Here is a 23,017-nt window from a genome sequence, read left to right as displayed (position 1 = left end):
GCCGGTGATCGGGGTTCACAGCAGGGGCGCGATGTATTTATCGCAACCTGTGTACCTCGCACGCGGCCATGCAACGTCTGAGCTATTAAGCAAAATATTCCCCGGCACAGCGCATATCGCCTGTCCGGACCCGGCAACCCCGGACTATCATGCCGATAGCCCTGTCTCTTACTGCAAGGAGCCGCTCGGAACGCCGATGCGCCAGATCTGGAAATCTTTTCGAGCCCTTTATTTCGCCTCCTTGATGATGCTGATCGGCTCCGGCCTGCTCAGTACTTACCTCGCCCTGCGCTTGGCGGCTGACCACGTCGACAGCCTGTGGGTGGGTGCGCTGATGGCGGCCAACTACTTCGGCCTGGTGTTGGGCGGCAAGATCGGGCACCGCCTGATCGCCCGGGTCGGGCATATTCGTGCGTACGCCACCTGTGCCGGGATTGTCGGTGCGGCGGTGTTGGGGCATGGCCTGGTCAACTGGCTGCCGGCCTGGATCGTGCTGCGGATGATCGTGGGCCTGGGGATGATGTGCCAATACATGGTCATCGAAAGTTGGCTCAATGAGCAGGCGGATGCCAAGCAACGTGGCGTCGTGTTCAGCGGCTATATGATCGCGTCCTATCTGGGCCTGGTGCTGGGTCAACTGATCCTGGTGATGCACCCCGAGCTCGGCCTTGAATTGCTGATGCTGGTCGCGCTGTGCTTTGCCCTGTGCCTGGTGCCGGTGGCCATGACCCGACGCATTCACCCAGCGCCCCTGCATCCTGCGCCGATGGAGCCGCGATTCTTTATCAAGCGCGTGCCGCAGTCGTTAAGCACCGTATTGGGTGCCGGCGTGATCGTCGGTTCGTTCTATGGTTTGGCGCCGCTTTATGCCTCGCAACAAGGCCTGACGACCGAGCAGGTCGGTCTATTCATGGGCTCCTGCATTTTTGCCGGGCTGCTGGTGCAGTGGCCGTTGGGCTGGTTGTCGGATCGTTATGACCGGGCCTTGCTGATCCGTTGCTTCGCCCTGTGCCTGGCAGTGGCTGCGTTGCCGCTGGCGATCATGACGCGGGTGCCGTTGGAAGTGCTGTTTGTGGCGGGGTTTTTGTGTTCGTTGGTGCAGTTCTGCCTGTACCCGTTGGCGGTGGCATTTTCCAACGACCATGTGGAAGGTGATCGCCGTGTGTCGCTGACGGCCATGCTGCTGGTGACCTACGGCATTGGTGCGAGTGTCGGGCCGTTGTTGGCCGGTGTGGCGATGAAGCTGTTTGGCAGCCACATGCTGTATGCATTTTTCAGCCTGTGTGCGTTGATCCTGGTGTGGCGTATCCGGCCGAAGGCGGTGACCAACTTGCATCAAGTGGACGACGCACCGCTGCACCACGTGGCGATGCCCGACAGCATGTCCAGCTCGCCGCTGGTGGCGTGCCTCGACCCGCGCGTGGATGAGGCGGTGGTACAGGAGCAAATGCAGACCGTTGTTCCGGACCCGGAGCCTGAGACGGATCCGCAGCAACCAACGGATGAGCCGGCTTTTGAAGGGCCGCCCGAGCCTCTGGGCCCGGACGAACACCCTCATGACCTGAGCAGGGCGCGCCCCTGAAAGCAAAAACGGGCAGCTCCCATCAGGAGCTGCCCGTTTTTTTTACCGCGGCCTTTAACCCTTAAAAATCGTCATCCTTGTCAAAGCGCCGCGCTTCACGTTGCAGTTGGTACACAAAGCGTTCCACCTGGCGCTGCACCAAGCCGCTCATATTGTGGAAACGCACGCCGGCGAAGGTGGTGTTGATCTTGTCTTCGAAATGCAGGTAACGCAGTTCGACAGAAGTGGTCATGCTGCCGAAGGGCAGGGCGGCAATAAAGCGATCGTAAACCTGGCCCAGTTGCAGGCGCTCGGAGATATCGCCTTCAAAGCGCAATTTGCAGCCAGTGGCGGAGATATCCAGCAGCTTGCCGCTGATCGGTGCCTTGAGCTTCTCGCCGCCCAGTTCGATGCTGACCAATTGCGCCAGCTTCAGCGCGGCGCGGAATGCATTGCGACGCTGATGGTAGACCACCTCGTCGGGCATGCTGCCGGTGTAGATGCGGTGGCCGCCTTTTTCGCTGATGGTCAGCGTGCCGTTGCTTTCCCAGGCGACTCGCACGCCATCATGAAAGCCTTCGATGCGAAAGGGCTCGCCATTCTCTAGATAGCGTTCACCGTCACGCGGGATCATTTCGTCCAGGGCCAGCGTCTTGCTGTCCCGGTCAACGTCCACCAGGTAGCTTTGGAAGCGTTGGCTGCGTTCATGGAAAGTGATGATCAACGGATCATGGCTTTCTTGCAGCATCCGTAACGTGCCGGCGATTTCCAGAGGCGTGGTGAGCACCTTGGGTGGCTGCGGGGCATCTTCCGCATTAAGGGCGTTGAACACGTTTCTTCCATCTCCAGACAAAATACGACTACACGCAAGAACCGGCATTTTGCCAGTATGTAGCGCGCCTTGGATAGGGCGCGCGGTAAACCGGCGTCAGGCTTGGCTGCGGGTGCTTGGCTTGACCAGGCGTGAGGTGGAGCCTTGGGCGTTGTACAGGGCCGGAGGCTCACCGCCGTGAAGTATGCGCAACTGGTTGGCGGTCGTAGCTTGCTGCAGCTGGATCGACTGACCGTTGAGCAGGTTGGCTTCCTGGCACTGGGCGAGCAATTGATTGAGTGCGGTGCTCTGCGCCAGCAACTGATCGCCAACCGAGGAGTGGCTGGCCAGTTGTGCGAGGCCGTCGTGATCAGCCGGGAGGCCCAGGCTGATGAGAATTTCGCTGCGCTTCTTGCCATGCTGCTCCAGCAGCACGATCAGCGACTGCTTGCGCGCCAGGATTTCTTCCAGCAAACGCATGTCCCGACCGTACAGGGCCAGGGACTCCTCTTTGAGCAGCTCGAGCAAATGTTGCGTCGGCGCCAGATCATCAATGATCAGTTGAAGCAAATGTTCGTCGTGGTGCATGGCTGGCCTTGGGTTTTAAGCGTCCAAAAGCCCTGCGCAGGCCTTTGCCTAGCGCTCGGCTTCGAAGTTAAGCAGCTTGCTGGCTACACGGTTGCTGTCGACTTTATAGCTGCCATCGGCGATAGCCTGTTTCAACTCGGCCACGCGGGCTTTATTGACAACCGGTTGGTCGCGCAGCGAGTCAGTGACCTTCTGCAACTGTTGAGCCTCATTGCTCAGGTGTACGGATTCCCCGCTTTGGCTGGCGCCGGCCTGTTCTGCTTTGGCGGCAGGGGCTGGTTGGGCCTTGGCTTCTACGCTGTCCTTGGCACCGCTGGTACGCGTGTTGCCGGGCAACGCCGGGGTGTTATTTAAACGACTGAAATCAATGACCATGTTAAAAAAACCTCTGGGTATTTGGACGCTTGCCATGTTTTCGGCCATACCCGGACAAACTTTAGGCTCGATTGACAAAAACCTGCACGTGCACACATCGTGCGCACAGTGTAGGAAAAGCAGGCGTCCTATGCCAGTGAACTATAAAGCAACCTCAACTTGCCCGGGGGCCGTCACTTGCGCCTTGATCACACGGTTGGAGTTGAGGTTTTTGACCCTGATCTGTTCGCTCATGCCGCCATTGGACAGCGCTTCACCCGGCATCTTTACCGTCAGCCCGCCACTGCTGGCGGAAATGACCACCTGATCGCCTTTGCGAATCACCTCGGCCTGCTCAAGATGGACCAGCGTGATGACTTGGTCAGTGACCATTGGTCGGGTAAGTTTTTGCCCAACTGCCTGGTCGAGCGAGGTGAGGTAGCCCTGATTGATCAGGCTGATATCCCGTTCACGCATGGCCACGTCGTCGAACCCGATAATGCCGGTGCGCTTCAGCGGCCGCGTCACCACGACCACATCGCGGAACAGCTTGACCTGCGCCGGTACGAACACAGTCCAGGGCGAAGCGCCTTCGCAGCGCACTTTAACCGTCACACGGCCGATGGGCTGGGCCGGGCTTTCCAGCGTGGCTGTCAATTCCTTGTCGCACATTGGCATGCGCAGGCGTGGGTCCAGTTGGCTGACCTGTATTTCATAACGCCCAGGCGTCTGCGTGGTTGCCAGATAATCTTCTACAGTGAACTCAAGAAAGCCTTGAGTGACGCCGATAAGGAGATCAGGCAAGGTGGCATTCTCTGCACGGGCCGTGGTGCCTGAGCCCACGGCAAACAAAGCCAGCGTGACGCAGAGCAATCTGCAGTAACGTTGGAGGTTGGGGCGTCGGGAAACTGTCGTTTTGATATCCATAAACTAATAAATAGCAAAGCTCGTGCCGTTTAGTGTTGGGTGCGCGTCGCACTCCCAAAGGTTTTAGCGTAGGAGTCAGGGCATGGCAGGAGTAATGGATTCAGTAAACCAGCGTACACAGCTGGTGGGGCAGAATCGCCTGGAGCTGTTGCTTTTTCGCCTGGATGGCAAGCAGCTATATGGCATCAATGTGTTTAAGGTGCGGGAAGTGTTGCAGTGCCCCAAGCTGACCATAATGCCCAAATCCAGCCCCGTGGTCTGTGGCGTGGCCAATATCCGTGGCGCGACCATCCCGATTCTTGACCTGGCCATGGCCACCGGTTCCGCCGGTTTGCAGGACCGCCAGAGCCCGTTCGTGATCATCACCGAGTACAACACCAAGACCCAGGGTTTCCTGGTGCGCTCGGTGGAGCGCATCGTCAACATGAACTGGGAAGAGATCCATCCGCCGCCCAAGGGCACCGGGCGCGATCACTACCTCACGGCGGTGACGCGGGTCGATAACCAATTGGTTGAAATCATCGACGTGGAGAAAATCCTCGCCGAAGTGGCGCCTACCTCCGAATCGATCTCGGTGGGTGTGGTGGACGCCGAGACGGCGCACAAGGCGATTTCTCTGCGCGTGCTGACCGTGGACGATTCCTCGGTGGCGCGTAAGCAGGTGAGCCGCTGCCTGCAAACTGTCGGCGTGGAAGTGGTAGCCCTCAACGACGGGCGCCAGGCCCTGGATTACTTGCGCAAACTGGTAGATGAAGGCAAGAAGCCTGAAGAAGAATTCTTGATGATGATCTCCGACATTGAAATGCCGGAAATGGACGGTTACACCCTCACGGCCGAGATACGCAACGATCCACGCATGCAAAAATTACATATCATCCTGCATACTTCGTTGTCGGGTGTATTCAATCAGGCGATGGTCAAGAAGGTCGGTGCCGATGACTTTTTGGCCAAGTTCCGCCCTGATGACCTGGCATCCCGGGTAGTCGACCGGATCAAGGCAGCAGATCACGGCTAAGGGGAGTTCCCCTGGCGGTCACACGATTTAAGAGGCGGTATCATTGTCTACGGGTAATTTGGATTTCGAACAGTTCCGGGTCTTCCTGGAAAAAGCCTGTGGCATATTGCTCGGTGAAAACAAGCAGTACCTGGTATCCAGCCGTCTCAACAAACTGATGGAGCAGCAGGGCATCAAGTCCCTGGGTGAGTTGGTACAGCGCATCCAGGGCCAGCCGCGCAGCGGGCTCAAGGAAATGGTGGTGGACGCCATGACCACCAATGAAACCTTGTGGTTTCGCGATACCTACCCCTTTGAGGTGCTCAAGAGCAAAGTGCTGCCGGAGGCCATCAAGGCCAGCCCGGGCCAGCGCCTGCGTATCTGGTCGGCGGCGTGCTCGTCGGGGCAGGAACCGTACTCGATCTCGATGTCCATCGACGAGTTCGAGCGCACGAACATGGGCCAGTTGAAGGCGGGTGCGCAAATTGTTGCCACTGACTTGTCCGGCACCATGCTCACCAACTGCAAGACCGGCGAGTACGACAGCCTGGCCCTGGGCCGTGGTTTGTCCCAGGAGCGCCTGCAACGCTACTTCGACCCGAAAGGGGCTGGGCGCTGGGCGGTCAAGGCGCCGATCAAGAGTCGGGTGGAGTTCCGCTCGTTCAACCTGCTCGACAGCTACGCCAGCCTGGGCAAGTTCGACATGGTGTTCTGCCGCAACGTGCTGATCTACTTCTCGGCTGAAGTGAAGAAGGACATTCTGTTGCGTATCCACGGTACGCTCAAACGCGGAGGTTACTTGTTCCTCGGCGCGTCCGAGGCGCTGAACGGCTTGCCGGATCATTACCAGATGGTGCAGTGCAGCCCCGGTATCATTTACCAGGCCAAGTGAGCGGTTTTTGTATATAAAAAACGGGAGCCCCGACAAGGGGCTCCCGTTTTTTTATGCGCGCAAGCGGTTGGCAGTGCCGCGTCGGCCGACGTCAGGGGCGGGGTGTCATTCGGATATTGCTCAGGGATAGACCATGAAGCCCGTTGGGCACTGCATCATTAAAGATACCTAGCCGCACATCGCCTGTGGTGGTGGCAGTGAAGGTCCCGGTCCCGGTTTGCGGCTGGCCTAGCGTAAGGTTTTGTACATTTGCACCAATGCGGGTGCCGTTCATCGTCATGTACAGGGTTGAACCATCGCTGGTGGCCGCGCTGCCAATGGCGACAAAGCTGCAATCGTATGTGCGCCCTGCAACCACCGGCACGGGGCGGGTGATGATGTGGGCGCGGGTCGCCGTGAAGTGGGTCGGGGCAAGGCGCACGGTCGAATTGAGCACGTGCAGCAGACCGCCCGTATAAGGCCCCTGGGCTACCCAGCCTTGGAAACCGTTGCTGAAGTCCCAAACGGTGCCTGGCGTTGGCACGATGATGATGGGGAGCTTGTTGATGAGTACTCTCGCTGTCGGTGCGGAGGTTCTTGGCTGTCCAGTGCGCTGGATGCTCAGCAGCAAATGCAAGACGTTGCCTGCGCTCATTTCTACTATGGATTTAGGTATCAGAAGCTCGATTTGGGGGGCGTTCTGGGGAATTTGAAAGCTCTGGTTATGCTCGCCGCCAAAGATGGAGCTGCTCAGGGTCAAATAGACCCTGTCTCCGTTTTCGACAGGGAAGTTGAGCGTCAACCTGGCAACATCGCCGACAATAAGCGTGGTGTTCAGATTCGCGATTGGGGTCGCTGAATCTTGCTCGTTGAATCGTGGAGACGGGATGATCAACATTGTTAACCTCTGCATGACGCATGGTGGGATGTCCCCCAATAAGGCCTCCGAGCCGATACGCATAACAACTGTCAGAAATGACAGTGCAGACAAACGGTCAGCGATTTTCGGCCACCTCGGTTTGTCTCTTCCCACCTTTGCCGCCCCTGTAAAAGCGGCAACCGCCCTTGCCGCTTTACTGGCGCCACGCGGAAGGTGATTGCCGCTTTTCTGGCATTGCCGGCGGCAACCATCCCGAAAACCCTTTAAATACGGGGCCTGAGCGAATTGGCATGCGCCTTGCTATAACCCAGATACGAAAAGCAGGTCAGCCTAAAGGTTTCCGCCATGAGCATCAGCTTCGATAAAGCGCTCGGTATCCACGAACAAGCCCTGGGCTTCCGCGCCCAGCGTGCCGAAGTCCTGGCCAACAACATTGCCAACGCCGACACCCCGAACTACAAGGCTCGGGATCTGGACTTCTCCGCCGTGCTCGCCGCACAGCAGGACAAGACCAAGAACGGCACCTTCGCCTTGAACATGACCAACAGCCGTCATATCGAAGCGCAAGGCCTGGGCAATGGGGACGAGTCGCTGCTGTATCGCACGCCGATGCAGCCATCGATCGACCAGAACACCGTCGACGCCCAGCTCGAGCAATCGGCCTACGCCGAGAACTCGGTGAATTTTCAGGCCAGCTTCACCCTGCTCAACAGCAAATTCAAAGGGCTGATGTCAGCCCTGCGTGGAGAGTAAGCCATGTCCTTAGCCAGTGTTTTCAATATTGCCGGCAGTGGCATGAGCGCGCAGACCACGCGCCTGAACACCGTCGCCAGTAACATCGCCAACGCCGAGACCGTGTCTTCGAGCATTGACCAGACTTACCGCGCCCGTCACCCGGTGTTCGCCACCATGTTCCAGGGCGGCCAGGCTGGCCAGAGCGGTAGCGGCGACTCGCTGTTCCAGAACCAGGATGCCGCCGGTCAAGGCGTGCAGGTGCTCGGCGTGGTCGAAGACCAGAGCAACCTGGAAGCGCGTTATGAGCCTAACCACCCGGCCGCGAACGAAAAGGGTTACGTCTACTACCCCAACGTCAACGTGGTCGAGGAAATGGCCGACATGATCTCCGCCAGCCGCTCGTTCCAGACCAACGCGGAAATGATGAACACCGCCAAAACCATGATGCAGAAGGTCCTGACCCTGGGTCAGTGATAAGGGGCGCCAAATAATGGCCATCGTTGATACCACTAACAACACGGCAGTCCAGGACCTTTTTAACGCCAAGGTCAAGACGTCTACCGACAACAGCAGCCTCGGCAGCGCTGCCAGCGCGGCGACGGGTAACCAGTCGCTGGGCAAGGACGCCTTCCTGCAACTGCTGGTCACCCAGCTGAAAAACCAGAACCCGCTGTCGCCTCAGGACAACGGCGCGTTCGTGGCGCAACTGGCGCAGTTCAGCAGCCTGGAAGGCATCAACACCCTGAACGACTCGGTGAATGCGATCTCCAGCAACTTCAGCTCCTCGCAAGCACTGCAAGCGTCGTCGCTGGTGGGGCGCTCGATCATCACCCAGACCGACAAGGCCATGGTTGATACCAGCAAGAGCATGACCGGTTCGGTGGCAGTGACGGCGGCGACCGGTAACGTCTCGGTGAAGATCACCGACAAAGACGGCAACGTGGTGCGCACTATCGACATGGGCGCCCAAAGCGCCGGCGATGCCAGCTTTATCTGGGACGGCAAGAACGACAAGGGCGAGGTCGCGCCTGCCGGGACTTACACCTTTGCGGCCACCACCAAGAATGACAAAGGCGACTCGGTTGCCCTGGCAACGTCGTTGCCGGCAACCGTCACCAGCGTGACGTTGAGCAAGACCGGCGGCGAAATGCTGCTGAACCTCGCAGGCGGCATGGGCAGCGTCAAGCTGTCGCAAATTCAGACTATCGGTACATAGAGCCGGCTAAATACGGCAGAAGGAGAGAAACATGTCTTTTAACATCGGCCTTAGCGGCCTCTATGCGGCCAACAAACAACTGGACGTGACCGGCAACAACATCGCCAACGTTGCGACCACGGGCTTCAAATCGTCCCGTGCCGAATTCTCGGACATCTACGCGGCGTCCAAACTGGGCACTGGCCAGAACAGCATCGGCAACGGCGTGAACCTGGCGGCGGTGTCCCAGCAGTTCACCCAGGGCGACGTGAACAACAGCGGCGGCATCCTGGACATGGCGATCCAGGGCGGTGGCTTCTTCGTGCAGAAGGGCAGCGACGGCTCGCTGGAGTACACCCGCAGTGGTGCATTCCGTGCCGACAAAGATGGCTACATCACTAACAACACCGGTACTTCGCGCCTGCAAGGTTACGCCGCAGACGATAACGGCAAGATCAACAAGGGCGGCCTGACCGACCTGCAACTGAACCTGTCGAACCTGCCGCCGAAGGCGTCCACCAAAGTGGACTCCACCAGTAACCTGAACTCTTCGGAACTGCCGATCGATCAGACCAAGAAGGCGTTTGACCCGAACGACACCAGCACCTTCACCACTCAGTACAGCACCACCTTGTACGACTCCCAGGGCAACGCGCACCCGATGGTGCAGTACCTGGTAAAAACCGACGGCAACAAGTGGAACGCTTATACCCTGATTGATGGTCGCAACCCGGATGGCACCCCGCCGACAGGGAGCGGTGCTGTCGCGCCTGTGCCATCCACGTTGTCCTTTGATGGTTCCGGCAAGCTCACCAGCATCACAGGCCCTGCTGTGTCTGGCACCACCTTGACCATTACCGGTTGGGTCCCGGGTACCGTGACTAATGGCGTGTGGACTAAAAACGGTGCGGACGCCAACCCGACGGGCATCGCCATCAACATGGCCAACATCACCCAGTACAACTCGGCCACCTACCGCAACCCGCCAACCACCGACGGTTACGCCACCGGCCAGATCACCGGCCTGAAAATCGACGGCACTGGCGTACTGTTCGCCACGTTCAGCAACCAGCAGAGCAAGGCTATCGGCCAGATCTCCCTGGCCAGCTTCAACAATGAACAGGGCCTGCAGCCAGCCGGCGGCACGACGTGGAAGGAAACCTTCGCGTCGGGCCAACCGGGCTTTGACACTCCGCAAGCCGGCACCTTGGGTTCGATCGTGGCCAACTCCCTGGAGAACTCTAACGTCAACCTGACTAACGAACTGGTGGACCTGATCAAGGCCCAGAGCAACTACCAGGCGAACGCCAAGACCATCTCCACCCAGAGCACCATCATGCAGACCATCATTCAGATGACCTGATGCCGATGCTTTAACCTGCTGCATTGGAAAACCCCTCGATCGAGGGGTTTTTTTTGCTCGTTAGTTGGCCGCTCAGCCGATGTGGAAAAGATAAAGTCTTACACTGAATGGAACATAGTCCTGCGCTGTTTTAGTCGTTGCCACATATCGTTACGTGAAAGTTCTTTACTGGTGGAACCTGATGTCTGTCGCCTGCCACAAATCGTAAGAGAATGAAACAGACCAATAAGCATGTGGATTTCTTAATATGTTTCGACCACCGGTTGTTTTAAGGGGTCGTCATCTTTATCAAGTGCGGAGGTTGTTATGGTTTCCAGTATTTCGAATGGTGCGGCAGGTGTAAGCAACTACCCAGAAAATATGAATAATGGCCCTGCCGCGAATGCGCCTGCTGCGCCTCCAAGCTCGGGCAGCGGCGGCGGGCAAATTGCTTACGGCGATTATAACGGCCCCAGTTTTCAGAAAGCCCCAGCGGACGCGAGCAGTTTGACTGGCGGTGAAAAAATAAAAGAAATGGATGGAATGATTAATCGAATAAAGGAGATGTTTTCCAAAGAGGGTGCGGAGGGTAAAGACGATAAGAAAGGAGCGGCCGACGAACTCGGTAAGGGCAAGAAGGGAGCGGTCGACGAACTGGGTAAGGGCAAAAATGCAGATGATGCAGGCAAAAACGACGGTGCCGATGAACTGGGTAAAGATAAAAAAATAGACGATGCAAATAAGGAAGCCGACGTCTCTGATAAAGACCTGAAGAGTAAAGCAATGGAAGTTCTAAAAAGCGTGGTCGATGCAATAACCGGCCTTTTTGGAACTAAGGAATCTACGAGCCCTGCGCCAAAGTAACCGGTTGTGGCGATGCTTTAGACAACCAAACTTTGCCCGCTTTGGCGCGCGTTGCTTTATTCGATTTTTGGTGGGCGCTACGCGCGCCCTTCATTAGGTGTTTATCATAAAAGGATGTGAGGGGGTCTATGGAAATCTCTTCTATGCTCAGGTCCGGCATTAACTCTTTATTGGGCGGTGATACAGCCAATGGTGGAAATGCAGGCGCTTCGGTAGTTAATCGTTCAAACAATGCTCACGACTCAGGCATCAACTTTGCTGGTAACGAAAGTAAGGGTTCAATTAGCTTTGGCTCCGATGGCGGTGGCGGTGTCGCAGCAGGGTCCGGGTTTGGCGCAGGTGGTGATGTTGAAGGGCGACCCTGGGATTGGTTAAAACGGTTACTCGAGTCTTTGGGTTTTTCTAGCGGCGATTATTCAGGCGGCGGCGGCGGCGGCGGTGGTGGTGGTGGTGGTGGTGGTGGTGGTGGTGGTGGTGGTGGTGGCAGTGGTGGCGGTCCAGCCCCCGCTCCGCGCCCAGGCCCAGCTCCCAGCCCGGGAATAGACCAATCGCCATCATTCAAGTCCGATAGTGCCTCGGCCAATTTGGAAAGTTATGATCCGGCTAAACCGACCAAAAGGGATTCAAAGTTAACGGATGAACAGATCACCACTGGCTTCGTGCAGGGGCAGGAGGGTAACTGCGCGACGGTGTCAGGCATTAAGGCATTGTTCAAAGCTGCGGGTACCGATGACCCTGAGAAACTGAACAAGTCGGTTGAAAAGACCGAGGGGGGCTATAAGGTTGTTCAAATGGATGGCAAGGAGGTCAATTTAACTGATGCTGAGTTGGAAACAGCCAAAAAAGCTGCCAACTTTAACGGCAGTGACAAGGAGATGGTAAAAAACGCAACGTTCCAATATGCCTTGGCTGCCAAGCGCGCACAAATGGAGGGTAATGACGGGGCGACAACCTTTGAACAAGGGCTGCAATCCTTGAACAATGGTGATTACAGCGAAGCCGGGCTGAAGCGTTTGGGGTTGGAGGATTACATCTCCAAAGGGTCGGCTGCAGATTTGGCGAGTGGTCAGGTAGGGACCATTGACAGGGACGGCCATGCGGTTGCGGTCATGAGCGGTCAGGAGGAGTTGTACGGTACTAAAGGTGCAGTCCCAACCCACGGTGACGCGACGTTGCTGTCGAAGACTAAGGTCAGGTAACTGGCCCAGGGAGTCATCAGGGCATCGAGGTAAAAACCATCCTCGATAAACCCCACCGTTGGCAGGGTTTATCGAGGGCCGATCCCGAGGTCAGGCCTCGGGAGTGGCGGGTTTTATTGGCAGGCTTCGCAATCCGGCTCGTCAATCGCGCAAGCCTTCGGCACTGGCGCTGGGCCGGCAGGGGCTGCGAGTACCGAATCATCACCGTGGTTGCCGCTGGAAACAGCATTCAGCTTACCGGTGTTGATGGTCGACTTCTCGGTGCTGGTCGCGGCCAGGGCACGGAGGTAGTAAGTGGTTTTCAGGCCACGGTACCACGCCATGCGGTAGGTCACGTCCAGCTTCTTGCCCGATGCGCCGGCGATGTACAGGTTCAGCGATTGAGCCTGGTCGATCCACTTCTGACGACGGCTGGCGGCGTCAACGATCCACTTGGTGTCCACTTCGAAGGCAGTCGCGTAGAGCTCTTTGAGTTCTTGCGGGATGCGCTCGATCTGCTGCACGGAACCGTCGTAGTACTTCAGGTCGTTGATCATGACCGAGTCCCACAGGCCGCGGGCTTTCAAGTCGCGAACCAGGTACGGGTTGATCACGGTGAATTCGCCCGACAGGTTCGATTTCACATACAGGTTCTGGTAGGTCGGTTCGATCGACTGCGATACGCCAGTGATGTTGGCGATGGTGGCGGTCGGTGCGATGGCCATGATGTTGGAGTTACGAATGCCTTTCTGCACACGGGCACGTACCGGCGCCCAGTCCAGGGATTCGTTCAGGTCAACGTCGATGTACTTCTGGCCACGTTGCTCGATCAGGATCTGTTGCGAATCCAGCGGCAGGATGCCTTTGGACCACAGCGAACCCTGGAACGTCTCGTAGGCGCCGCGCTCGTCGGCCAGGTCGCAGGAAGCCTGGATAGCGTAATAGCTGACCGCCTCCATGGACTTGTCGGCGAACTCGACCGCTGCGTCCGAACCGTAAGGAATGTGCTGCAGGTACAGCGCGTCCTGGAAGCCCATGATGCCCAAGCCGACCGGACGGTGCTTGAAGTTGGAGTTCTGCGCCTGTGGCACCGAGTAGTAGTTGATGTCGATAACGTTATCGAGCATGCGTACGGCGGTGTTCACGGTGCGTTCCAGCTTGGCGGTGTCCAGCTTGCCGTTGACGATGTGGTTCGGCAGGTTGATCGAACCCAGGTTGCAAACGGCGATCTCGTCCTTGTTGGTGTTCAAGGTGATCTCGGTGCACAGGTTCGAGCTGTGGACCACGCCCACGTGCTGCTGCGGGCTGCGCAGGTTGCACGGGTCTTTGAAGGTCAGCCATGGGTGGCCGGTTTCAAACAGCATGGAGAGCATTTTGCGCCACAGGTCTTTGGCCTGGATGGTCTTGAACAGCTTGATCTTGCCTGGGTACTGGGACAGGGCTTCGTAGTACTCGTAACGCTCTTCGAAGGCCTTGCCGGTCAGGTCGTGCAGGTCCGGTACTTCGGATGGCGAGAACAGGGTCCACGGGCCGTCATCGAAGACACGCTTCATGAACAGGTCAGGGATCCAGTTGGCGGTGTTCATGTCGTGGGTACGACGGCGATCATCACCGGTGTTCTTGCGCAGCTCGATGAACTCTTCAATGTCCATGTGCCAGGTTTCCAGGTAGGCACACACAGCGCCTTTGCGCTTGCCACCCTGGTTAACTGCAACAGCGGTGTCGTTCACCACTTTCAGGAACGGGACAACGCCCTGGGATTTGCCGTTGGTGCCCTTGATGTACGAACCCAGTGCACGCACCGGGGTCCAGTCGTTGCCCAGGCCGCCGGCGAATTTGGACAACATGGCGTTGTCGTGGATCGCGTGGTAGATGCCCGACAGGTCATCCGGCACGGTGGTCAGGTAGCAGCTCGACAGCTGTGGACGCAGGGTGCCGGCGTTGAACAGCGTAGGGGTCGACGACATGTAGTCGAAGGACGACAGCAGGTTGTAGAACTCGATGGCGCGGTCTTCTTTGTGCTTCTCTTCAATCGCCAGGCCCATGGCCACGCGCATGAAGAACACTTGCGGCAGTTCGAAGCGGATACCGTCCTTGTGGATGAAGTAACGGTCGTACAGGGTTTGCAGGCCCAGGTACGTGAACTGCTGGTCGCGCTCGTGGTTGATCGCCTTGCCGAGTTTTTCCAGGTCGAAGGTAGCCAGGACCGGGTTCAGCAATTCGAATTCGATACCCTTGGCGATGTAGGCCGGCAGGGCCTTGGCGTACAGGTCAGCCATCTCGTGGTGGGTGGCGCTGTCGGCGACTTTCAGGAAGCCCAGGCCTTCGGCACGCAGGGTGTCCATCAGCAGGCGTGCGGTCACGAACGAGTAGTTCGGCTCACGTTCAACCAGGGTACGGGCGGTCATCACCAGGGCGGTGTTGACGTCGGTCAGGGCCACGCCGTCGTACAGGTTTTTCAGGGTTTCGCGCTGGATCAGGTCACCGTCGACTTCTTCCAGGCCTTCGCAGGCCTCGGTGATGATGGTGTTCAGGCGGCCCAGGTCCAGCGGTGCAAAAGAACCGTCGGCCAGGGTGATGCGGATCGACGGGTGAGCTTGTACGGCAGCTTCTTCAGCCGGGGAACGTACGGCACGTTCCTTGGCGCGCGAGTCACGGTAGATCACGTAGTCGCGGGCGACTTTCTGCTCGCCGGCACGCATCAGGGCCAGTTCAACCTGGTCCTGGATTTCTTCGATGTGGATGGTGCCGCCCGATGGCATGCGACGCTTGAAGGTCGCGGTGACTTGTTCGGTCAGGCGGGCAACGGTGTCGTGGATGCGCGACGAAGCAGCAGCGGTGCCGCCTTCAACTGCAAGAAACGCTTTGGTGATAGCGACGGTGATTTTGTCATCGGTGTAAGGAACGACAGTGCCGTTACGCTTGATCACGCGCAATTGGCCGGGCGCGGTGGCGGACAGATCCAGGTTCGAATCAGCGGCCTGCGGCACGGAGCCTTGCGGGTTCTCGCGAGTTGTGTCGGTTTGCATGGGGGGTTGTCTCCACATTCTATATTTATTTGGGCACCATCACGGTGCCCACCGTTCCGTCCTGAAGCACTTACAACAGGCCTGGGCCTGGCATAACAACTTCGGGACAGGAGGAAGGGAGCTCATCGCGCCGCTTCCATGCCGAAGTCTTCGGTTCGGGCCTTGAAGCGCCCTTCGCCGTATTCCTGGTGGGTGACAGTTGCTCGCTTCAAGCACTGCAACACCCGTACCGCTTTGCGCTGTTTAGGCTGGAAAACGGCTGCCATCCGCGTGCGCGGTTTGGGCTTTGAAAAAATGCTTTGGTTCAACCAAACGGGAGCAAGAAAGCGCTTGAGTTTCTTGTCTGATCTGTGTTTGGTTTTTTCGCTTAAAACCCTACATGTAGGGTTTTTTCAGCGCCGAGGTACAAGATAATGCGTTTTGGGGGGCTTAGCAACGCACTACCTGTGGATAACGCTGTGGGTAAAATGTGTATGAAACGTGGAATGCCCGTGTAGGCCGCAGTACTGCTGGATTACACCGTTTGTCACCGAATATTCCTAGGCAAAAACCGTCTGTTGGATTTTTGAGGGCGCGAACCCTATCACAAAAAAACCTGATCACCGAATGGATTTCCCGGCTTGTGCTAGAGGGCTGGCCCATGGCTACAATCGGCCTTCATATAAGGGCAGTATTGTGTTCCCCGTAGATGACAATAATTAGAAACGAGGTAGCGCATGGAGCAAGAAGCCTGGCAAATTCTGATCGTCGAGGACGACGAGCGATTGGCCGAGTTGACCCGTGATTATTTGGAGAGCAACGGCCTGCGCGTGTCGGTGGAAAGCGACGGCGCCCTGGCGGCGGCGCGCATCATCGCCGAACAGCCTGACCTGGTGATCCTCGACCTGATGCTGCCCGGCGAAGACGGCCTGAGCATCTGCCGCAGGGTGCGCGAGCGCTATGACGGTGTGATCCTGATGCTCACCGCGCGCACCGACGACATGGACCAGGTGCAGGGCCTGGACATGGGCGCCGACGACTACGTGTGCAAACCCGTGCGCCCGCGCCTGTTGCTGGCGCGTATCCAGGCCTTGCTGCGGCGCAGCGAGCCGGCTGAACCGGTTGCCGTGGAAAACCAGCGCCGCCTGCAATTTGGCCCGTTGGTGGTCGATAACGCCCTGCGCGAAGCCTGGTTGCACAACGGCGGCATTGAGCTGACCAGTGCCGAATTCGACCTGTTGTGGCTGCTGGTGGCGAATGCCGGGCGCATTTTGTCCCGCGAAGAAATCTTCATCGCCTTGCGCGGCATCGGCTATGACGGCCAGGACCGCTCCATTGATGTGCGTATTTCCCGTATCCGCCCGAAAATCGGCGACGACCCGATCCACCCGCGCCTGATCAAGACCATCCGCAGCAAAGGCTATTTGTTCGTCCCCGAAGCCGCTGCCGATATGCCGCTGTGAACTCGATCTTCCTGCGCATCTACGGCGGCATGTGCGCGGCGCTGATTCTGGTGGCGTTGCTCGGCGTGCTGGCCTTGCACCTGCTCAATGAAGTGCGCAGCGGCCAATACCGCGAGCGCCTGGCCCACGGCACCTTTGCGTTGATGGGCGACAACCTGCAACCCATGAGCCCCATCGAGCGCCAGCGCGCCTTGGCTGTGTGGGAGCGTTTGCTCGGCATTCCCCTGGAGTTGCGCCCGCTGGCCGATGCGCAGTTGGACCTGAGCCAGCGCAACCGCCTGCAACGTGGCCAGGTGTTGGTGCAACAGACCGGGCCGCACGCGGCGCGGGTGTTGCGCCTGGTCAGCGAGCCGTCGCAACTGGTACTCACGGGCGAAGTGCAGCAAATCAGCGAGCAACTGGCCCGCGCGACGATTTACCTGCTGGCTGACGAACTGGTGCGCTTTCCGGTCGCCGAGCAACCGCAAAAGCTCGCGGATATAAAAGAAGCCAAGGGCTTTGGTTTTGACATGCACCTGATGACCCTGGATCAGGCCGACATGGACGACGACCAGCGCCGCCGGGTCTCGGAAGGCGATACGGTGATGGCCTTGGGCAAGGGCGGCGATTCAATCCGCGTATTTGCCGGCATGGTCGGTACGCCGTGGGTGCTGGAGATTGGCCCGCTGTATCAAATGAACCCTTATCCGCCGCAATGGTTGATTCTGATCGCGCTGATCAGCCTGACCCTGATCGGCTTGATCGTGTACTTGTTGGTGCGCCAGCTCGAGCGACGTCTCAAAGGCCTGGAAGCGGCGGCCACGCGCATTGCCAAAGGTAACCTGGAAGTACGCGTGCCGGCGCGCGGCGCTGATTCGGTGGGGCGCCTGGCAGCGGCCTTTAATGGCATGGCCGAGCACCTGCAGCAGCTGCTGGCGATCCAGCGTGAACTGGTGCGCGCGGTGTCCCACGAGTTGCGCACGCCGGTGGCGCGCCTGCGCTTTGGCCTGGAGATGATCGGCGACGCCACCACCCCCGAGGCGCGGCGTAAGTACATGGACGGCATGGACAGCGATATCCAGGACCTCGATGGCCTGGTGGATGAAATGCTCACGTATGCGCGCCTGGAGCAGGGCGCGCCGGAGCTGAATTTCCAGCGCGTCGACCTCAGCGCGTTGCTCGATCAGGTGATCGGCGAATTGTCGCCACTGCGCCCGCACGTCACGGTAGCGCGTGGCATCTGCCTGTCTTCGGCGCATTGGGATGACGCCTGGGTCGACGCCGAGCCGCGCTACCTGCACCGCGCCCTGCAAAACCTGGTGAGCAATGCGATGCGCCATGCCCAGGGCCAGGTGTTGATCAGTTACCAAGTGGGCCAGGTGCGTTGCCGCATCGATGTGGAAGACGATGGCCCCGGCGTGCCGGAGAGCGCCTGGGAGCGCATCTTTACGCCGTTCCTGCGCCTGGACGACAGCCGCACCCGTGCCTCGGGCGGGCATGGCCTGGGGTTGTCGATTGTGCGGCGGGTGATCTATTGGCACGGCGGGCGGGCGTTGATCAGCAAGAGCAACAACCTGGGTGGGGCGTGCTTCAGTTTGAGTTGGCCCAGGGATCAGGAGAAGGCGTGAGATCGCCATCGCAGGCAAGCCAGCTCCCACAGGTGGAATGCATTCAAAAATGTGGGAGCCGGCTTGCCTGCGATGGCGTCAGATCAGGCCCTGACAGCCACCAGACTCAACAACTGCTCCCCCTCCACCACAAACTGCCCCTCCAGCTCCGTGCCATGGCACCACTCGGCAGACAATTCGGTCAGCAGCCTTAGCCGCACCTGCCCGGTCTCGGACCACGCCACCACCTCGGCATGCTCAAAGTAAAAGCGCTTCTGCACAATCGGGTAGAGCGCCTTGAATAAACTCTCCTTGACCGAAAACGTCAGCGTCACCAGCAATGCCACCTGCTCGCGCGGCACGCTTGCCAGGCGCTGCATTTCCTCGGCGGTGAGAATTTCCCCGGCCAGGCGTTCGGCGCGTTCCAGTGTCAGCAGGTTCTCCAGGTCCATGCCCAGCCCACGCCATTGCGCCTTGTGCCCGACAATCGCCGCCGCATGCCCGGTGCTGTGGGTGATGGAACCGCTGATATGCCCAGGCCACACCGGCGCACGGTCTTCGCCGATGGCTGGCACGCAATCGAGGTGGTCGAGCTGTTGCAGCGCCGCGCGCGCGCACAAGCGGCCGGCGAGGAACTCGGCTTGGCGCTTGGCCACTGAGCGCTGGATGCTGGGCGGTGGCGGCACGGCGCTGCGCTGGAAATCACCGGCGGCCAACAAGGTCGGGTCGAATCGGGTGCTCAGGAACACCGTGCCGGGTAACGGAGTGGGCAACGGCCAATGGGCCTCGAGTGGGGTGCAGCAAGCGGGTAGGGGCGTCATGCGCGGTATTTTGCGTCAGTTGGCGCGCCAGTGGATAGCCCGCAACGGTTCAGCCAAGGTTCAGAGCCTGTTCAGGGGGAGTTCAGGGGCGCTTGCGTAGTCTGGCTTCAACAGCCAAACGCGTAGAGGTAAGCACCATGACTGCGATCAAACAGCTGATATTGGCGTTAAGCATGCTCAGTGCCACGGCCGGCGTGCAGGCTTCGGACCCTGCTTTTGCGGCATTTGGCGGCGAGAAAACCAAGAAGTCCAGCAGCCTGATCCAGCGTGTCAGCTTCGAAGACGCAGGCAGCCAGGCCGCGCCATGGGGCCAGTCCCTGGGCCAGGCTAACGCGCAACCGGCCTACCGCGCCGGCTACGAACACCTGACGGGCCAATACAATGGCATTAAACTGCGCCCGCAAGACTTGCAGGGTCGCTATGATATCCCCCTGTCGGACAGTTGAATTGCCTTGGAGAGCCTTATGAAATTGCTGGTCGTGGAAGATGAGGCGCTGTTGCGTCATCACCTGTTCACCCGCCTGACAGACAGCGGGCACGTGGTCGAGGCCGTGGCCAATGCCGAGGAAGCCCTGTACCAGACCGGGCAATTCAACCATGACCTGGCCATCATCGACCTGGGCCTGCCCGGCATGGGCGGCCTGGACCTGATCCGCCAACTGCGCAGCCAGGCCAAGACCTTCCCGATCCTGATCCTCACCGCACGCGGCAACTGGCAGGACAAGGTCGAAGGCCTGGCCGCCGGCGCCGACGACTACGTGGTCAAGCCGTTCCAGTTCGAAGAGCTGGAAGCGCGCATGAACGCCTTGCTGCGCCGCTCCAGCGGGTTCACCCAGTCGACCATCGTCGCCGGACCACTGCTGCTGGACCTCAACCGCAAGCAAGCGTCCCTGGATGAACAGCCGCTGGCGCTGACCGCCTATGAGTACCGGATTCTCGAATACCTGATGCGTCACCATCAGCAAGTGGTTGCCAAGGACCGCTTGATGGAACAGCTCTATCCCGATGACGACGAGCGTGATCCGAACGTAATCGAAGTGTTGGTTGGGCGCCTGCGCCGCAAGCTGGAAGGCCCGGGCGGGTTCAAGCCGATCGACACCGTGCGCGGCCTGGGCTACCTGTTTAATGAGCGCTGCCGTTGATTCGCTCGTTACGTGTGCGCTTGATGCTCGCGGCCACCACCCTGGCCGTGTCGTTTATGCTGGGCTTATTGCCCGCCATGCAAGGGGCGTTCAGCCTGGCGTTGCAGGATTCCATCGAGCAGCGCCTGGCCTCGGACGTCACCACGCTGATTTCTGCGGCGCGGGTCGAAAACAACCGCCTGCTGATGCCGGCGCAGTTGCCGGACGAGCGTTTCAACCTCACCGACAGCCGCTTGCTCGGCTATATCTACGACCGTGAAGGCCATCTGGTCTGGCGCTCGCGAGCGACCCAGGAAGAAAACATCAACTACAAGCCGCGCTACGACGGGCGCGGCAACGAGTTTGCACGCATCCGCGAGGCCAACGGCCAGGAATTTTTCGTGTATGACGTCGAGGTCAAGCTGCTCGGCGGCAAGAGCGCGGCGTTCAGTATCGTTGCCCTGCAACCGGTGCGCGAATACCAGCTGACCCTCGAAGGTTTGCAGGAAAACCTCTACCTGGGCTTCGGCGCGGCCTTGCTCGTGTTGCTGACGCTGTTGTGGCTGGGCCTGACCTGGGGCCTGCAAGCCCTGCGGCGGTTGAGCCAGGAACTCGACCAGATCGAAGGCGGCACCCGCGAAAGCCTCTCCGAAGAGCACCCTCGCGAGCTGCTGCGCCTGACCGGCTCGCTGAACCGTTTGCTGCACAGCGAGCGTGAGCAGCGCGCGCGCTATCGCGATTCCCTGGATGATCTGGCCCACAGCCTGAAAACCCCACTGGCGGTGTTGCAAGGCGTGAGCGAAGACATGGCCCAGCGCCCCGAAGATCGCGGCCAGGCCTGGGTGTTGCAATCGCAGATCGAACGCATGAGCCAGCAGATCGGCTACCAGTTGCAGCGCGCCAGCCTGCGCAAAAGCGGTTTGGTGCGCCACCAGGTGCGCTTGGAGCCGGTGCTGCAAAGCCTGTGCGACACGCTCGACAAGGTCTACCGCGACAAGCGCGTGACGGTGACATTTGATTTGCCGCCGGAGTGCGATTTGCCGATTGAGAAGGGCGCTTTGTTGGAGATGCTCGGCAACCTGCTGGAAAACGCTTACCGCCTGTGCCTGAGCGAAGTGCGCATCAGCCTCACGGAAAACCTTGAAGGCACCGAGCTGTGCATCGAGGATGACGGCCCTGGCGTGCCGCCTGATCAGCGTGCGCGGATTCTGCAAAGGGGGGAGCGGCTGGACCGTCAGCATCCCGGGCAGGGCATTGGTTTGGCGGTGGTCAAGGACATCATTGAAAGCTACAGCGCGCGGCTGACATTGGGTGACTCACCGCTGGGTGGCGCGGCGTTCAAGATTCACTTTCCGGCGGTTTGATCTGTATCGCCTGGACCGGCCCCATCGCAGGCAAGCCAGCTCCCACATTTGATCGGGTTCACATCATCAAAAGGTGGGAGCTGGCTTGCCTGCGATGAGGCCAGCACACACAACACCGCTCTAACTCTCCTGCGCCCGATACGCCCCCGGCGTCAGCCCCGTCCACTTCTTGAACGCCCGATGAAACGCCGACGGCTCGGAAAACCCCAGTTGCTCGGCAATCTCCTGCAACGACAAATCCGCCCGCCCCAAATGGTAGATGGCGATGTCCCGCCGCAACTCATCCTTGAGCGCCTGAAAGCTGGTGCCTTCCTCACGTAAATGCCGGCGCAGGGTTTGCGGGCTGATATGCAGGTGCTGGGCGACGGCTTCCAGGTCTGGCCAGGGCGTGCGGTCGCGGCTCAGCAAACGGCGCAGTTGGCTGCTCAAGCTGTCGCCTTCATCCGGCCGCGACAGCAGGTCGGCGGGGGAGCGCTCGAGAAAGTGTTTAAGCGTGCGTTCGTCCTGCAGCAGCGGCAGGCTCAGGTAGCGTGCGGGAAACACCAGGCTGCTATGCGCCGCACCGAACACCTGGGGGCAGGGGAAAAGCAGGTCATATTCGCCGGCATGCGCCGGCATCGGGTAACTGAAGGTGGCCTGCTGCAGCCGGATACGCTGGCCGATCAACCAACTGCCCAGGCGGTGCCAGATCACCAGCAGGCATTCGCTGAGGAAGTGGTCCGGGTCCCACAGTTGCGAATCGTCCAGGCTCAGGCGGGCCATGTCGCCGTTTCTTGTCAGCTGCCAGCGCGGACCCTGCGGGAATAGGCTATAAAATAATAAGCCGCGTTCCAGAGCCTTCTCCAGGGTGCGGCAGTGAATCAGCGCGTGGCACATCATGGCGAAGGTGCCGCGCTTGCTCGGGCCTTCGGCAAACCCCAGGTATTCGTCGTCCAGCGCCAGCCACAGCATTTGCAACAGCCGGGTAAATTGCTCGGGGGCGATACGGGCGCGTGGTTCGGTGAGTAACTCCGGGGTAATGCCGACCTGCAGCAGCAAGCCCGAGTAGTCGTAGCCCGCCCGGCGAGCACCGCCGAGGGCGGCGCGCGCATAGTGACTGGCGATGGTACGTTCACGCATGTGAGGGCCTCGTCCATGGAGTGGCGGATGGTAGCCACCCCACGGGAAGGCGACAAGGCGGATATCCGCCAAATTGTAGGACGAGACCGGGTGTGTGGGCGGATTTCCGCCACCTTGTTGGCGGCACTGGCGGCGGCTTGGAAACCCCAAGCCCTGATGTCTAAGGGCCTTCAGGGTTTTTCAGCGAAGTGGCACGGCGTTTGCGATAAGTATTACAGCGCAGGCTGGTTCCTAC

22 protein-coding genes are annotated in these 23,017 nt (G+C 59.4%); 14 read left to right on the top strand and 8 right to left on the bottom strand.

The window, feature by feature from the left end; translation table 11 throughout:
- Nucleotides 1-196 precede the first annotated feature (196 nt).
- The gene (locus PspR76_RS23450) at nucleotides 197-1,582 is read left to right on the top strand and encodes an MFS transporter (protein WP_159959144.1); all 1,386 of its coding nucleotides are present in this window, start codon (nucleotides 197-199) and stop codon (nucleotides 1,580-1,582) included.
- A gap of 61 nt (nucleotides 1,583-1,643) precedes the next feature.
- Here PspR76_RS23450 and PspR76_RS23445 read toward each other — a convergent pair whose 3' ends face one another.
- The 4 genes from PspR76_RS23445 to flgA form a co-directional block, all read right to left on the bottom strand.
- Nucleotides 1,644-2,393 (bottom strand): flagellar brake protein, encoded by a 750-nt coding sequence (locus tag PspR76_RS23445; protein WP_159959142.1) that lies wholly within the window; start codon nucleotides 2,391-2,393, stop codon nucleotides 1,644-1,646.
- A gap of 96 nt (nucleotides 2,394-2,489) precedes the next feature.
- Nucleotides 2,490-2,960 (bottom strand): flagella synthesis protein FlgN, encoded by a 471-nt coding sequence (locus PspR76_RS23440; protein ID WP_071483206.1) that lies wholly within the window; start codon nucleotides 2,958-2,960, stop codon nucleotides 2,490-2,492.
- 48 nt (nucleotides 2,961-3,008) lie between these two features.
- A complete protein-coding gene (gene flgM, locus PspR76_RS23435; RefSeq protein ID WP_083357165.1) occupies nucleotides 3,009-3,335 on the bottom strand; it encodes a flagellar biosynthesis anti-sigma factor FlgM in 327 nt (108 codons plus the stop codon).
- A gap of 141 nt (nucleotides 3,336-3,476) precedes the next feature.
- Entirely contained in the window at nucleotides 3,477-4,241 is a 765-nt protein-coding gene (flgA, locus tag PspR76_RS23430; RefSeq protein WP_159959140.1) for a flagellar basal body P-ring formation chaperone FlgA, read from the bottom strand.
- Nucleotides 4,242-4,323: 82 nt separating this feature from the next.
- On the opposite strand from flgA, the gene PspR76_RS23425 reads away from it, so the two are divergent.
- Both PspR76_RS23425 and cheR read left to right on the top strand, forming a co-directional pair.
- A complete protein-coding gene (locus PspR76_RS23425; RefSeq protein WP_159959138.1) occupies nucleotides 4,324-5,256 on the top strand; it encodes a chemotaxis protein CheV in 933 nt (310 codons plus the stop codon).
- Between the two features lie 43 nt (nucleotides 5,257-5,299).
- Complete coding sequence (cheR, locus tag PspR76_RS23420) at nucleotides 5,300-6,127, top strand: protein-glutamate O-methyltransferase CheR (RefSeq protein WP_016979774.1); 828 nt, start codon at nucleotides 5,300-5,302, stop codon at nucleotides 6,125-6,127.
- A 91-nt stretch (nucleotides 6,128-6,218) separates the two neighbouring features.
- Here the strand turns inward: cheR and PspR76_RS23415 are convergent, their stop codons facing one another.
- Nucleotides 6,219-7,004, bottom strand: a complete 786-nt coding sequence (locus PspR76_RS23415) for a hypothetical protein (protein WP_159959136.1) — start codon at nucleotides 7,002-7,004, stop codon at nucleotides 6,219-6,221.
- A 327-nt stretch (nucleotides 7,005-7,331) separates the two neighbouring features.
- Here PspR76_RS23415 and flgB point away from each other — a divergent pair, with 327 nt between their 5' ends.
- The 6 genes from flgB (at nucleotide 7,332) to PspR76_RS31465 (ending at nucleotide 12,321) form a co-directional block, all read left to right on the top strand.
- A complete protein-coding gene (gene flgB, locus PspR76_RS23410) occupies nucleotides 7,332-7,739 on the top strand; it encodes a flagellar basal body rod protein FlgB (protein WP_003214246.1) in 408 nt (135 codons plus the stop codon).
- A 3-nt stretch (nucleotides 7,740-7,742) separates the two neighbouring features.
- Nucleotides 7,743-8,195 (top strand): flagellar basal body rod protein FlgC, encoded by a 453-nt coding sequence (flgC, locus tag PspR76_RS23405; RefSeq protein WP_017138385.1) that lies wholly within the window; start codon nucleotides 7,743-7,745, stop codon nucleotides 8,193-8,195.
- A gap of 16 nt (nucleotides 8,196-8,211) precedes the next feature.
- A complete protein-coding gene (gene flgD / locus PspR76_RS23400; RefSeq protein ID WP_159959134.1) occupies nucleotides 8,212-8,937 on the top strand; it encodes a flagellar hook assembly protein FlgD in 726 nt (241 codons plus the stop codon).
- Between the two features lie 31 nt (nucleotides 8,938-8,968).
- Complete coding sequence (gene flgE / locus PspR76_RS23395; RefSeq protein ID WP_159959132.1) at nucleotides 8,969-10,279, top strand: flagellar hook protein FlgE; 1,311 nt, start codon at nucleotides 8,969-8,971, stop codon at nucleotides 10,277-10,279.
- A 306-nt stretch (nucleotides 10,280-10,585) separates the two neighbouring features.
- Nucleotides 10,586-11,122 carry a hypothetical protein gene (locus PspR76_RS23390; RefSeq protein ID WP_159959130.1) on the top strand — a complete coding sequence of 179 codons (537 nt, stop codon included), beginning with the start codon at nucleotides 10,586-10,588 and terminating at the stop codon, nucleotides 11,120-11,122.
- A gap of 128 nt (nucleotides 11,123-11,250) precedes the next feature.
- Nucleotides 11,251-12,321: a hypothetical protein gene (locus tag PspR76_RS31465; protein ID WP_162530286.1), complete on the top strand. Its 1,071-nt coding sequence runs from the start codon at nucleotides 11,251-11,253 to the stop codon at nucleotides 12,319-12,321.
- Between the two features lie 113 nt (nucleotides 12,322-12,434).
- Here PspR76_RS31465 and PspR76_RS23375 read toward each other — a convergent pair whose 3' ends face one another.
- The gene (locus PspR76_RS23375) at nucleotides 12,435-15,329 is read right to left on the bottom strand and encodes a ribonucleoside-diphosphate reductase subunit alpha (RefSeq protein WP_159959124.1); all 2,895 of its coding nucleotides are present in this window, start codon (nucleotides 15,327-15,329) and stop codon (nucleotides 12,435-12,437) included.
- Nucleotides 15,330-16,045: 716 nt separating this feature from the next.
- Between PspR76_RS23375 and PspR76_RS23370 the strand changes: the two genes are divergently transcribed.
- Nucleotides 16,046-16,771: a response regulator gene (locus PspR76_RS23370; RefSeq protein WP_159959122.1), complete on the top strand. Its 726-nt coding sequence runs from the start codon at nucleotides 16,046-16,048 to the stop codon at nucleotides 16,769-16,771.
- Nucleotides 16,768-18,378, top strand: coding sequence for an ATP-binding protein (locus tag PspR76_RS23365; protein WP_159959120.1), 1,611 nt, complete (start codon nucleotides 16,768-16,770; stop codon nucleotides 18,376-18,378). Before PspR76_RS23370 ends, PspR76_RS23365 begins: the two co-directional genes overlap by 4 nt.
- Nucleotides 18,379-18,461: 83 nt before the next feature.
- On the opposite strand, the gene PspR76_RS23360 is transcribed toward PspR76_RS23365, so the two are convergent.
- Nucleotides 18,462-19,178 (bottom strand): 4'-phosphopantetheinyl transferase family protein, encoded by a 717-nt coding sequence (locus tag PspR76_RS23360; RefSeq protein WP_159959118.1) that lies wholly within the window; start codon nucleotides 19,176-19,178, stop codon nucleotides 18,462-18,464.
- 137 nt (nucleotides 19,179-19,315) lie between these two features.
- Between PspR76_RS23360 and PspR76_RS23355 the strand changes: the two genes are divergently transcribed.
- The 3 genes from PspR76_RS23355 to PspR76_RS23345 are packed head-to-tail and all read left to right on the top strand — an operon-like array spanning nucleotide 19,316 to nucleotide 21,663.
- On the top strand, nucleotides 19,316-19,624 hold the full coding sequence (locus tag PspR76_RS23355) for a hypothetical protein (RefSeq protein ID WP_159959116.1): 309 nt from the start codon (nucleotides 19,316-19,318) through the stop codon (nucleotides 19,622-19,624).
- Between the two features lie 18 nt (nucleotides 19,625-19,642).
- The gene (locus tag PspR76_RS23350) at nucleotides 19,643-20,320 is read left to right on the top strand and encodes a response regulator (protein ID WP_025854135.1); all 678 of its coding nucleotides are present in this window, start codon (nucleotides 19,643-19,645) and stop codon (nucleotides 20,318-20,320) included.
- The gene (locus tag PspR76_RS23345) at nucleotides 20,317-21,663 is read left to right on the top strand and encodes an ATP-binding protein (RefSeq protein ID WP_159959114.1); all 1,347 of its coding nucleotides are present in this window, start codon (nucleotides 20,317-20,319) and stop codon (nucleotides 21,661-21,663) included. The genes PspR76_RS23350 and PspR76_RS23345 overlap by 4 nt, the downstream gene beginning before the upstream one ends.
- 120 nt (nucleotides 21,664-21,783) lie before the next feature.
- Here PspR76_RS23345 and PspR76_RS23340 read toward each other — a convergent pair whose 3' ends face one another.
- Nucleotides 21,784-22,782: an AraC family transcriptional regulator gene (locus PspR76_RS23340; RefSeq protein ID WP_159959112.1), complete on the bottom strand. Its 999-nt coding sequence runs from the start codon at nucleotides 22,780-22,782 to the stop codon at nucleotides 21,784-21,786.
- Nucleotides 22,783-23,017 lie beyond the last annotated feature (235 nt).

The organism is Pseudomonas sp. R76, assembly GCF_009834565.1.
Classification (GTDB): Bacteria; Pseudomonadota; Gammaproteobacteria; order Pseudomonadales; family Pseudomonadaceae; genus Aquipseudomonas.
Note: the sequence above shows the minus strand (reverse complement) of the source record. Positions and strands in the feature narration are given on the sequence as shown.

What these genes read in the sequence shown, in the direction of transcription:
- PspR76_RS23450 (WP_159959144.1), top strand. Translation starts at nt 197, where the DNA reads ATGCGCCAGATCTGGAAATCTTTTCGAGCCCTTTATTTCGCCTCCTTG.
- PspR76_RS23440 (WP_071483206.1), bottom strand. Translation starts at nt 2,960, where the DNA reads ATGCACCACGACGAACATTTGCTTCAACTGATCATTGATGATCTGGCG.
- flgM (WP_083357165.1), bottom strand. Translation starts at nt 3,335, where the DNA reads ATGGTCATTGATTTCAGTCGTTTAAATAACACCCCGGCGTTGCCCGGC.
- flgA (WP_159959140.1), bottom strand. Translation starts at nt 4,241, where the DNA reads ATGGATATCAAAACGACAGTTTCCCGACGCCCCAACCTCCAACGTTAC.
- PspR76_RS23425 (WP_159959138.1), top strand. Translation starts at nt 4,324, where the DNA reads ATGGCAGGAGTAATGGATTCAGTAAACCAGCGTACACAGCTGGTGGGG.
- PspR76_RS23415 (WP_159959136.1), bottom strand. Translation starts at nt 7,004, where the DNA reads ATGTTGATCATCCCGTCTCCACGATTCAACGAGCAAGATTCAGCGACC.
- flgB (WP_003214246.1), top strand. Translation starts at nt 7,332, where the DNA reads ATGAGCATCAGCTTCGATAAAGCGCTCGGTATCCACGAACAAGCCCTG.
- flgC (WP_017138385.1), top strand. Translation starts at nt 7,743, where the DNA reads ATGTCCTTAGCCAGTGTTTTCAATATTGCCGGCAGTGGCATGAGCGCG.
- flgD (WP_159959134.1), top strand. Translation starts at nt 8,212, where the DNA reads ATGGCCATCGTTGATACCACTAACAACACGGCAGTCCAGGACCTTTTT.
- flgE (WP_159959132.1), top strand. Translation starts at nt 8,969, where the DNA reads ATGTCTTTTAACATCGGCCTTAGCGGCCTCTATGCGGCCAACAAACAA.
- PspR76_RS23390 (WP_159959130.1), top strand. Translation starts at nt 10,586, where the DNA reads ATGGTTTCCAGTATTTCGAATGGTGCGGCAGGTGTAAGCAACTACCCA.
- PspR76_RS31465 (WP_162530286.1), top strand. Translation starts at nt 11,251, where the DNA reads ATGGAAATCTCTTCTATGCTCAGGTCCGGCATTAACTCTTTATTGGGC.
- PspR76_RS23375 (WP_159959124.1), bottom strand. Translation starts at nt 15,329, where the DNA reads ATGCAAACCGACACAACTCGCGAGAACCCGCAAGGCTCCGTGCCGCAG.
- PspR76_RS23370 (WP_159959122.1), top strand. Translation starts at nt 16,046, where the DNA reads ATGGAGCAAGAAGCCTGGCAAATTCTGATCGTCGAGGACGACGAGCGA.
- PspR76_RS23360 (WP_159959118.1), bottom strand. Translation starts at nt 19,178, where the DNA reads ATGACGCCCCTACCCGCTTGCTGCACCCCACTCGAGGCCCATTGGCCG.
- PspR76_RS23355 (WP_159959116.1), top strand. Translation starts at nt 19,316, where the DNA reads ATGACTGCGATCAAACAGCTGATATTGGCGTTAAGCATGCTCAGTGCC.
- PspR76_RS23350 (WP_025854135.1), top strand. Translation starts at nt 19,643, where the DNA reads ATGAAATTGCTGGTCGTGGAAGATGAGGCGCTGTTGCGTCATCACCTG.
- PspR76_RS23340 (WP_159959112.1), bottom strand. Translation starts at nt 22,782, where the DNA reads ATGCGTGAACGTACCATCGCCAGTCACTATGCGCGCGCCGCCCTCGGC.